The 10,456-nt window shown below is 64.2% G+C and carries 7 protein-coding genes; 3 read left to right on the top strand and 4 right to left on the bottom strand.

What is annotated here, in order from left to right:
* A complete protein-coding gene (gene rpoC / locus FFS18_RS01045; RefSeq protein ID WP_120216762.1) occupies positions 1-4,287 on the top strand; it encodes a DNA-directed RNA polymerase subunit beta' in 4,287 nt (1,428 codons plus the stop codon).
* Between the two features lie 548 nt (positions 4,288-4,835).
* Here rpoC and FFS18_RS01040 read toward each other — a convergent pair.
* Positions 4,836-5,015: a PspC domain-containing protein gene (locus FFS18_RS01040; protein WP_039580111.1), complete on the bottom strand. Its 180-nt coding sequence runs from the start codon at positions 5,013-5,015 to the stop codon at positions 4,836-4,838.
* Between the two features lie 510 nt (positions 5,016-5,525).
* On the opposite strand from FFS18_RS01040, the gene recF reads away from it, so the two are divergent.
* Both recF and FFS18_RS01030 read left to right on the top strand, forming a co-directional pair.
* Positions 5,526-6,635 carry a DNA replication/repair protein RecF gene (gene recF, locus FFS18_RS01035; protein WP_137869396.1) on the top strand — a complete coding sequence of 370 codons (1,110 nt, stop codon included), beginning with the start codon at positions 5,526-5,528 and terminating at the stop codon, positions 6,633-6,635.
* Between the two features lie 166 nt (positions 6,636-6,801).
* A complete protein-coding gene (locus tag FFS18_RS01030; protein WP_137869395.1) occupies positions 6,802-7,026 on the top strand; it encodes a hypothetical protein in 225 nt (74 codons plus the stop codon).
* Positions 7,027-7,135: 109 nt separating this feature from the next.
* Here FFS18_RS01030 and arsC read toward each other — a convergent pair whose 3' ends face one another.
* From arsC to FFS18_RS01015, 3 genes are read right to left on the bottom strand one after another with little or no spacing between them, the layout of a single operon-like run.
* Positions 7,136-7,480, bottom strand: a complete 345-nt coding sequence (arsC, locus tag FFS18_RS01025) for an arsenate reductase (glutaredoxin) (RefSeq protein WP_137869394.1) — start codon at positions 7,478-7,480, stop codon at positions 7,136-7,138.
* A 32-nt stretch (positions 7,481-7,512) separates the two neighbouring features.
* Positions 7,513-8,193 carry a Fe2+-dependent dioxygenase gene (locus tag FFS18_RS01020; protein WP_137869393.1) on the bottom strand — a complete coding sequence of 227 codons (681 nt, stop codon included), beginning with the start codon at positions 8,191-8,193 and terminating at the stop codon, positions 7,513-7,515.
* A 51-nt stretch (positions 8,194-8,244) separates the two neighbouring features.
* The gene (locus tag FFS18_RS01015; RefSeq protein WP_137869392.1) at positions 8,245-10,422 is read right to left on the bottom strand and encodes a TonB-dependent receptor; all 2,178 of its coding nucleotides are present in this window, start codon (positions 10,420-10,422) and stop codon (positions 8,245-8,247) included.
* Between the last annotated feature and the right edge of the window lie 34 nt (positions 10,423-10,456).

The following is a 10,456-nucleotide window of genomic DNA, read 5'->3' as shown; positions in this document are numbered from 1 at the left end:
ATGAACCAGCTTACCAACTTCATGAACCCGGTCGCGAAGCCCGAAACCTTTGACATGATCAAGATCGGCATCGCGAGCCCCGAGCGTATCCGCTCGTGGTCGTTCGGCGAAATCAAGAAGCCCGAAACCATCAACTACCGCACGTTCAAGCCCGAGCGTGACGGCCTGTTCTGCGCGCGCATTTTCGGTCCGATCAAGGATTATGAATGCCTGTGCGGCAAGTATAAGCGCATGAAATACAAGGGCATCGTCTGCGAGAAGTGCGGTGTCGAAGTCACGGTGACCAAGGTCCGCCGCGAGCGCATGGGCCATATCGAGCTCGCCGCACCCGTCGCGCACATCTGGTTCCTGAAGTCGCTGCCGTCGCGCATCGGCCTGCTGCTCGACATGCAGCTGAAGCAGCTCGAGCGCGTGCTGTATTTTGAAGCCTATATCGTTCTCGAACCCGGCCTGACCCCGCTCGAGAAGTTCCAGCTGCTGACCGAAGACGAGCTGCTCGACGCGCAGGATGAATATGGCGAAGACGCGTTCAGCGCCGGCATCGGCGCTGAGGCGATCCGAGTTCTGCTCGAAAACCTCGATCTGGAGCAGGAACGCACCGATCTGATGGAAGATCTGGCGACGACCAAGTCGGAGCTGAAGCCCAAGAAGATCATCAAGCGCCTGAAGGTCGTCGAGAGCTTCATCGAATCGGGCAACCGTCCCGAATGGATGATCCTGGAAGTCGTGCCGGTCATTCCGCCCGAACTGCGCCCGCTGGTGCCGCTCGACGGCGGCCGCTTCGCGACGTCGGATCTGAACGACCTGTATCGCCGCGTGATCAACCGCAACAACCGCCTGAAGCGCCTGATGGAACTGCGCGCGCCGGACATCATCGTCCGCAACGAAAAGCGCATGCTGCAGGAAGCCGTCGACGCGCTGTTCGACAACGGCCGCCGTGGTCGCACGATCACCGGCGCCAACAAGCGGCCGCTGAAGTCGCTTTCGGACATGCTCAAGGGCAAGCAGGGCCGCTTCCGCCAGAACCTGCTCGGCAAGCGCGTCGACTATTCGGGCCGTTCGGTCATCGTGACCGGCCCCGAACTCAAGCTGCACCAGTGCGGCCTGCCAAAGAAAATGGCGCTCGAGCTGTTCAAGCCGTTCATCTACGCGCGCCTCGACGCCAAGGGTCTGTCGATGACCCTGAAACAGGCGAAGAAGTGGGTCGAAAAGGAACGCAAGGAAGTCTGGGACATCCTCGACGAAGTCATTCGCGAGCACCCCGTCTTGCTGAACCGCGCCCCGACGCTCCACCGCCTCGGTATCCAGGCGTTCGAGCCCGTGCTGATCGAAGGCAAGGCGATCCAGCTGCACCCGCTGGTTTGCGCCGCGTTCAACGCCGACTTCGACGGCGACCAAATGGCCGTGCACGTCCCGCTGAGCCTCGAGGCGCAGCTGGAAGCGCGCGTGCTGATGATGTCGACCAACAACATCCTGTCGCCCGCGAACGGCAAGCCGATCATCGTGCCGTCGCAGGACATGGTGCTCGGTCTCTATTATCTGTCGATGGAGCGCGAAGGCGAACCCGGCGAGGGCATGCTGCTCGCCGACATGGCCGAAGTGCATCAAGCGCTGCACGTCGGTGCGGTGACGCTGCACAGCAAGGTCATCAGCCGCGTTCCGCAGACCGATGAGCAGGGCAATGAGTATCTCAAGCGCTTTGAGACGACTCCGGGCCGCATGCTGATCGGCGAGTGCCTGCCGAAGTCGCACACCGTGCCGTTCGACGTCGTCAATCGCCTTCTCACCAAGAAGGAAATCGGCGACGTGATCGATCAGGTCTATCGTCACACCGGCCAGAAAGAGACGGTGCTGTTCGCCGACGCCATCATGGCGCTGGGTTTCCGCAACGCGTTCAAGGCCGGCATCTCGTTCGGCAAGGACGACATGATCATCCCGGCGTCGAAGGAAGGCCTGGTCGACGAAACCCGCGCCCTGGTGAAAGATTTCGAGCAGCAGTATCAGGACGGCCTGATCACGCAGCAGGAAAAGTACAACAAGGCGATCGACGCCTGGTCGCAGTGCGGCGACAAGGTCGCGAACGCGATGATGGACGAAATCCGCGCCGAGCCGAAGGACCCGAAAACGGGCCGTCTGGCCCCGATCAACTCGATCTACATGATGGCGCACTCGGGTGCCCGTGGTTCGCAGGCGCAGATGAAGCAGCTTGCCGGTATGCGCGGCCTGATGGCCAAGCCGTCGGGCGAGATCATCGAAACGCCGATCATCTCGAACTTCAAGGAAGGTCTGACCGTTCTTGAATATTTCAACTCGACCCACGGCGCCCGTAAGGGTCTGGCCGATACGGCGCTCAAGACGGCAAACTCGGGTTACCTGACCCGCCGTCTGGTCGATGTGTCGCAGGATTGCGTCGTGATCGAGGAAGATTGCGGCACGACCCGCGGCATGGAAATGCGCGCGATCATCCAGGGCGGTTCGACGATCGCCTCGCTGGGCGAGCGTATCCTTGGCCGTACCACGCTGGAAGATGTGCTCGACAAGGACGGCAATGTGCTGGCCCCGGTCGGCACGCTGCTCGACGAAGCCACGACGCAGAAGATCGAGGACGCCGAGGTTCAGTCGGTCAAGATCCGTTCGCCGCTGGTTTGCGAAGCGGTGCTGGGCGTTTGCGGCAAATGCTATGGCCGCGACCTCGCGCGCGGTACCCCGGTGAACATCGGCGAAGCGGTCGGCGTTATCGCTGCCCAGTCGATCGGTGAACCCGGCACCCAGCTGACCATGCGTACCTTCCACATCGGCGGTGCGGCGCAGGTCAACGAGCAGTCGAACGCCGAAGCGATTTCGGACGGCACGATCGAATATCGTGACATGCCGACGATCGTCGACCAGCGCGGCCGCCGCCTGGCGCTTGCCCGTTCGGGCGAAGTCGCGATCATCGACAGCGAAGGCCGCGAACGCGCGTCGCACAAGCTGCCCTACGGTGCGCACATCCTGTTCAAGGATGGCGACAAGGTGAAGAAGGGCGACCGGATTGCCGAATGGGATCCGTTCACCATGCCGCTGATCACCGAAAAGCAGGGCGTCGTGAAATATCAGGATCTGGAAGATACCAAGACCCTGATCGAACAGGTCGACGAAGCGACGGGTATCGCCCAGCGCGTCGTGATCGAATATCGCTCGGCGGGCCGCGCCAAGAAGGAAGACCTTCAGCCGCGCCTGACCCTGCTCGACGATGCGTCGGGTGAGGCCGCGCGCTACCTGCTCGCGGTCGGCACGATGCTGTCGGTCGAGGACGGGCAGGAAGTGCAGGCGGGCGACGTGCTGGCGCGTGTCAGCCGTGAAGCGTCGAAGACGCGCGACATCACCGGCGGTCTGCCGCGGGTGGCCGAGCTGTTCGAAGCGCGCATTCCGAAGGACAACAGCGTCATCGCAAAGATCAGCGGCCGCATTGAATTCGTCAAGGATTACAAGGCGAAGCGCAAGATTGCGATCGTTCCGGAAGAAGGCGATCCGATCGAATATCTGATCCCCAAGTCGAAGGTGCTGGAAGTGCAGGAAGGCGACATGGTCAAGCGCGGCGACGCGCTGATCAGCGGTTCGCCGAACCCGCACGACATCCTCGATGTCATGGGCGTCGAGGCGCTGGCCGAATATCTGGTCGCGGAAATCCAGGAAGTGTACCGACTGCAGGGCGTGAAGATCAACGACAAGCACATCGAGGTGATCGTTCGCCAGATGCTGCAGAAGGTCGAGATCACGACCGGCGGCGACACCACGCTGCTGCCGGGCGAGCAACTCGATTATCTGGAGATGATGGAATATAACGCCAAGCTGCCGAAGAATGGCGTGCCGGCGGAGGGCCGTCCGGTCCTGCTGGGCATCACCAAGGCGTCGCTGCAAACGCGCAGCTTCGTTTCGGCGGCATCGTTCCAGGAAACGACCCGCGTGCTCACCGAGGCGTCGGTGCAGGGCAAGGTCGATTCGCTGATCGGGCTGAAGGAAAACGTCATCGTCGGCCGCCTGATCCCGGCGGGTACCGGCGCTGCGATGAACCGCGTCCGCGTGACCGCGTCGAGCAAGGATGCCGCGCTGCGCGCATCGATGCGCGCCGCAAGCCAGGTCGACCTGATCGCTCCGGCGAGCGCCGCAGCCGAACATGCCGCCGAACTGGCACAGGGTCCGGAAGCCGCGATGGGCGACGATCCGCTGGGCAAGGTGCAGGGTGAAGACTTCACCACCGACGACGTGATGGTCGAAGAACGCCCGGAGGGTGAGGGCGAGGCGTAAGCTTCACCTCGGCCTTTGGCTGACAGAAATGAGCCCCGCCGGAGCGATCTGGCGGGGCTCTTTCTTTGGCGGCCTTGGGGTGGGGAGCGGACTGAGCAATCCTCCCCGGAACGGGGAGGGGGACCAGCGAAGCTGGTAGAGGGGCACCATCGGTTTGCCTTGCCGCCGAAGTCGTACTTCACCGCGAGGCTCCCGGAAGCGCAGTTCTTTAGGCCCGGCGCTGCGGTAACCTCCTGTGCCCCTCCACCACCCTTCGGGTGGTCCCCCTCCCCCGTTGGGGGAGGATCGTTATGTCCGCAACCGGTCGTTAGCGGACAACTTTCGGTCCCGTTCGTGTCGAGCGAAGTCGAGACACTGATCGGCTTGGCACAAGGTCGAGGGGCATCTCGACTTCACTCGATGCGAACGGGCTAAGGCGCAATTCTCTTGGCTGCGGGATCGTCAAACAGAAAAGGGCCCACCGGGGTGGCCGGTGAGCCCTTGGTTGCTTGGGAATGTGCGGGCCGGTGCGACTGCGCCTGAAAGGCGCCCGGCCCTTTGGCTGCCTCCTAGGGCGCGAGGATCGCGACGGCGAGGTACAGCAGCAGCGGCAGGCCGAAGCCCAGAAGCGTCAAGGCGACAAAGCCGACGCGCGTCCACAAGACGTCGATGCCGAACTGGTCAGACATGCCGGCGCAGACGCCGAAGATCATCCCGTCGCGACGATTCTTGCGAAAACCCTGTTTCATTTCATTCCTTTCCATCCCGGCCCCTTCGACAAGCTGAGGGCCGGCGTTTTACGCGCTGCGTTGATCAGGCAAGCAGGTTGCTGGGACCGGCAGCGGCGAGAAGCATGATCGAGCAATACAGCGAAGCAACGGCAGCGATCGCATAGCTCTTGAACGAGTCGACATTGAAATGGGCCATGATGTTTTCCTTCCTTGAACCTTCCATCCGGGTCATCCCGGTGGATGCCAACCGTTATGCAGGGAGCGTGCCAATTTCATTCATTGGCTGTTAAGCGTGGTTTTTTGGCCTGCGACAGATTATTGCAGCGCAGAATTTACAATGAGATGGCGAAATTTCCCGTTATTGGGAAAAATGTCCGTATGGGTTCCTGATTGGACGATGCGTCGCTGTTTGATGGCGTTTGGGCGCGAGGGCGGGATCCCGGCTTTCCCCGGGAGGACGATAGGGGGTGCGGTGCGGGCGGGTGTGGGCTGGCGCGGTCCGATGAGCTGCGGTAGGCGGCATATAGGATGACGCTGACCCGCCTTTCGCTGACCGATTTTCGCAATCATGCCGCCGCGGAACTCGTCGCCGGGCCGGGGCTGGTTGCGCTGCACGGCGACAATGGCGCGGGCAAGACCAATATATTGGAGGCGATTTCGCTGCTCGCGCCGGGACGCGGGCTACGCCGTGCGGCGCTGGGCGAGATGGTGCGCGACGGCGCGAGCGGCGGCTTTGCGGTTTTTGCCGAAGTGCTCGCCGGTGACGACCTGCCGCCGGTATCGCTGGGCACGGGGATCGAGCCCGCGCATCCGGGACGGCGGATCGTGCGGATCAACAGCAGCGCGGCCGCCGCGGCGTCGCTCGGCGAATGGTTGGGGGTGCTGTGGCTGACTCCGGCAATGGACCGGCTGTTCGTCGAGACGGCGGGCAACCGGCGGCGCTTCCTCGATCGGCTGGTGCTGGCGCTCGACCCACGGCATGCGCAGCATAGCAACCGCTATGAGGCGGCGCTACGCGCGCGCGGCAAGCTGTTGGCTGATCCTGCCAGCGCCGACCCGCAATGGCTTGCGAGCTTGGAGGCACAACTGGCCGAACATGGCGCGGCGCTGGACGCGGCGCGGCAGGCAACGCTGGCGGCGCTGTCTGCCGAACTGGCCGACCAGCCCGATGCGCCCTTTGCCCGCCCGCTGCTGACGTTGGTCGATAGCGACGGGGCGGTGCGTGCCGCCCCGCATGAGGCGGCGGCGTTGCAGGCCTTGTTTGCGGGACGTCGGCGGATCGACGCGGCGGCGGGCCGCGCGACCGCGGGGCCGCACCGCGACGATCTGGTCGCGCTCCACGCCGCGACGGGCCGCGCCGCGGCGCGCTGTTCCACCGGCGAGCAAAAGGCAATGCTGTTGTCGCTGGTCCTGGCGCATAGCGACTGCGTCGCGCGGTCGCGCGGGCAGCGACCCGTGCTGTTGCTGGATGAGGTGGCGGCGCACCTCGACCCGCGGCGCCGCGCGGCGCTCTATGCGCGGCTGGCGGGGCAGGGGGGGCAGGTGTGGCTGACCGGCACCGAGTCGGCACTGTTTGCCGACATGCCCGGACCGGTGATGCGATTCGCCATTAGTGGCGGACGGATCGCCGTGGACTAGTACATCGTGCGCGTGCAATTGCGCCGATCTGGCGGTAATTTCGGGTCGATGTTCTTGATCGCGCATTGCAATATGCATGTAACGCGCTATGAATCCTGATTGTGGAACAATAGCGTAGCGTTAATCGAGGTCGATCCACACAAGCTTTCCATCCAGGGAGTATGAAATGAATCTGTTCAAGAAGGCGGCGGTTAGCCTCGCTGCAACGTCAATGATCGCGGCGCCGGTCGCTGCATCGGCGGCGCAGGGCGTTCGCGCTGCTTCGGCCGTCGAAGGTCAGAGCGAGCTGGAAGGCGAAACCAGCTGGATCGTCATCGCGCTCGCCGCTGTCGGCATTATCGCCGCCATCGTGCTGCTGACCGACGGTGACGACGAACCGACGAGCCCGTAATCGGGTTTGCAATTCGAGTTACAGGAGGGGCCGCGGACATTGTCCGTGGCCCTTTTTGCTGTGCCGATGGCGACTGCCGATCGCGGCGTGCGCGTCGGCACAGGCCGCGTCAGAGAATTTCGCGCACGACGTCCTGCGGGCGGCAAAGTCGGACGCCCTTGTCGGTCCGGACGATAGGGCGCTCGACATAGGCCGGGTTAGCGGCCATCGCGGCGATGATCGCGTCTTCGCTCGCGTCGTTCAGTCCGCGTTCCTCGGCATCGGTGCCGCGCAGGCGCAGCGCATCGCGCGCAGTCAGGCCCGCGGCAGTGAACAGCTCGCGGAGCTGGTCGGCGGCATAGGGCTGTTTCAGATATTCGACGACGGTCAGCTCGATGCCCGGCGTCTCTTGGAGGATCGCCAGCGTCTTGCGCGAGGTACCGCAGGCGGGGTTGTGCCAGATGGTTGCTTTCATCGTCAATCCTTTCAGGAAGGCGTTCGCAACGCCTAAGGTTGCGCCCATTGGCGCAGCAGATTGTGATACGCGCCGGCGAGCGCGATTAACGCCGGATCCTGGTCGCCGACGCGCGGGCGCAGCGACTGGATGCCAAGGTCGATGTCGAACAGGATTGCGCGGCGGGCCGCATCGGCAACCAGGCTCTGGACCCAGAAGAAGCTGGCGAGGCGCGCGCCGCGCGTCACCGGCGTCACGCGGTGCAGCGTCGTGGCCGGGTAGAGCAGCATCGACCCCGCCGCGAGCTTGAAGCGATGCGACGCGCTACCGTCCTCGACCTCCAGCTCGCCGCCATCGTAGCTGGCGGGGTCGGCAAGGAACAAAGTCGCCGACAGGTCGGTGCGGAGCGCGGCGCCACCGGGCGCTTGGCGGATGGCATTGTCGACATGGGTGCCGAAATCATGGCCGCTGGCATAGCGGTTGAACAGCGGCGGAAAGATATGCCGCGGCAACGCCGCCGACTGGAACAACAGGCTGGCGGCGAGACCGCCCTCGACAATCTCTTGCAGCTGCTGCGTCAGCGGGTGGCGTTCGGGCAGCTGTTCATTGCGTTTGACCCCCGCCGACTGATAGCCGGCGGTGGCCCGGCCGTCGGCCCAGGGGGCGTCGGCGAGCAAGGCTTGCGCACGGGCGAGCGCTTCGCCAGTCAGAACATTGTCGATGACCAGATACATGGCGGCGTCATGCCCCGGGGATCGCGGCGCGGCAAGCCCCGGGGGACGGCATCAGAAATCCAGCGCGAGCGTCAACACGCCCGACCGGCCGGGGCCGGGGATCGACTGGCCGCTGCCCAGCGACTGGAAATAATAATTGTCGCCGATGTTATAGACGTTGGCGCGCAGCTTGACGTTGTCGGTCAAGCCATATTCGACAAAGGCATCGACCACCGTGTACGCCGGCGCGGTAATCGTGATGTTGCCGGAGGTCAGGCTGGTCGGAATATCCGAACGGCGCTTGCCATTATATTGGACGCCGCCGCCGATGCGCAGCGCCGGGGTCACCGCGAACGACGTCCACAGCGTCGCGCTGTGCGGCGGTGTGTTGTCGAGCGGCAGGCCGACCTGCACCGGAATGTTCGAATTGCGGACCTCTCCGTCGAGGTGCGTGTAACCGGCAAAGATGTCCCAGCCGGGCAGGATTTCACCCGCCGCCTGCAATTCGATGCCGCGAATCCGCTGACGCCCGTCCAGCACCACCGCGGGGTCACCGGGGTTGACGCCGGGGGTGCGCGCGTTGGTCTTGGTAATTTCGAACAGCGCGGCGCTCAGCAACAGCCCGCCCGGCAGTTCGAGTTTGCCGCCAAGCTCATACGAGCGGCTGCGTTCGGGCTTGACGTTGAAATTGGCCGCGGTGACCGGTGCATTGTTGTTGCCGCCAGCCAACTGGACGACTTCGGCGCGGCCCGACGGTTCGAACGCGGTGCCCCAGCCGAAATAGATGCTGCTGTTCGCGCTCGGCTTGAACACGAGCGCGGCGTTGCCGCTGAACTCGCTGTCGCGCTGCGACAGGTCGGTGGCAAAGCCGGGGGCGGTGAAACCGCTGTCGACAATGCCGCGCACCCGCGTATCGACCCAGTCGTGCCGCAGGCCGCCGACGATGCGGAACCGGTCGCCGATCTCGACCGTGTCGAACAGATACAGGCTTTTGGTATCCATATCGATGCGCGCCGTCGTGCCGTTATAGGCGACGGGCGCCGCAGCGAGGAAGGTGGGGTTGAACAGGTTGAACCGCGGTCCGTCTGCGTCGAGCTGGCGCCGGTTGCTGGTCAATTCGTCGGCATATTCGAATCCGACCACGATATTGTGCCGGAAACTGTCGCCGCCCAGCGTCAGTTCGAGCTGCGTCTGGTTGACGAACAGCTCGTCGCGCTGGTCGCGGAATTTGCGGTTGCCAACCGCCTCCGTCGTCGGCCCCAGCGTCGTCACATTGCCGACAAAGCGCGGCGACGACGCCGACTGGGCATAGTCGGTCTGCGCCCAGCGTAGTTTGTTGCTGATCGCGACCGATTCGTTGAACCGGTGCGACACGATCAGCGAAGCGATATGCGTCTCGACATCGCGATAATCGGTCGAATAACCGTAGTAGTTGCGACGGCGCACCGGCGCGGCGACACCCTCGAATCCCGACCCCGCGAGCGAACGGTTGCGTCCATTGGGAATGCCCATGTCGGGCAGGTCGTCCTGCCGCAGGAAGAAATAACCGATGGTCGCCTGCGTGTCGCCGCCCAGGCCGACGCCGAGCACGGGGTTGACCCCCCAACGCTCGCTCTTCGCCCGGTCGCAACCGGGCTCGTCATTGCGGTGCGCGACGGCATTGATTCGCAGCGCGACGCCATTGGCTTCGTCGAGCACGAAATTGCCGTCGACGGTAGCGCGTAAATATTTGTCGGTGCCCGCCGACAGCTCGGCGCCGTAGCGATTCTCGAGCAGCGGCTGGCGCGAAACGATGTTGAGCGAGCCGCCGATGTTGCCGCGTCCGGCGATCGCCGACGCCGGACCCTTGGTCACTTCGAAACGGTCGGCATTGAACGGATCGCGGAAATAATTGCCCGGATCGCGCAGGCCGTCGACATAGACGTCGTCGCGGCCCGCAAAGCCGCGGATCGAAAAGCTGTCGCCGCCGCCCGGCGGATTGCCTTCGCCCGCTTGGAAACTGATCCCGGTGATATTGCGCAGCGCATCGCGCAGGGTGCGGCGACCCTGTTCGGCGAGCAGCTGGTCGGTCACGACGGTCGCGCTGTTCGGGGTGTCGACGAGGGGCAGCGGGGTGCGCGGGTCGGACAGTCCTTCGGCAACATAGCCGGTGACGACGATATCGTCGCCGCCGGGCGCGTTATCGGCTGTGCCTTCGGCGGCGGCTGCGGGCGCGGCGAGACCGCTGCTGACCGCGGCGATCAGAGCCATGCGAACCGAAACCGACGTCACGATAATTTCCCCT

This window comes from Sphingopyxis sp. 2PD (genome assembly GCF_005503695.1).
Classification (GTDB): Bacteria; Pseudomonadota; Alphaproteobacteria; order Sphingomonadales; family Sphingomonadaceae; genus Sphingopyxis.
Note: the sequence above shows the minus strand (reverse complement) of the source record. Positions and strands in the feature narration are given on the sequence as shown.

What these genes read in the sequence shown, in the direction of transcription:
- FFS18_RS01030 (WP_137869395.1), top strand. Translation starts at nt 6,802, where the DNA reads ATGAATCTGTTCAAGAAGGCGGCGGTTAGCCTCGCTGCAACGTCAATG.
- FFS18_RS01015 (WP_137869392.1), bottom strand. Translation starts at nt 10,422, where the DNA reads ATGGCTCTGATCGCCGCGGTCAGCAGCGGTCTCGCCGCGCCCGCAGCC.
- arsC (WP_137869394.1), bottom strand. Translation starts at nt 7,480, where the DNA reads ATGAAAGCAACCATCTGGCACAACCCCGCCTGCGGTACCTCGCGCAAG.
- rpoC (WP_120216762.1), top strand. Translation starts at nt 1, where the DNA reads ATGAACCAGCTTACCAACTTCATGAACCCGGTCGCGAAGCCCGAAACC.
- FFS18_RS01020 (WP_137869393.1), bottom strand. Translation starts at nt 8,193, where the DNA reads ATGTATCTGGTCATCGACAATGTTCTGACTGGCGAAGCGCTCGCCCGT.
- recF (WP_137869396.1), top strand. Translation starts at nt 5,526, where the DNA reads ATGACGCTGACCCGCCTTTCGCTGACCGATTTTCGCAATCATGCCGCC.
- FFS18_RS01040 (WP_039580111.1), bottom strand. Translation starts at nt 5,015, where the DNA reads ATGAAACAGGGTTTTCGCAAGAATCGTCGCGACGGGATGATCTTCGGC.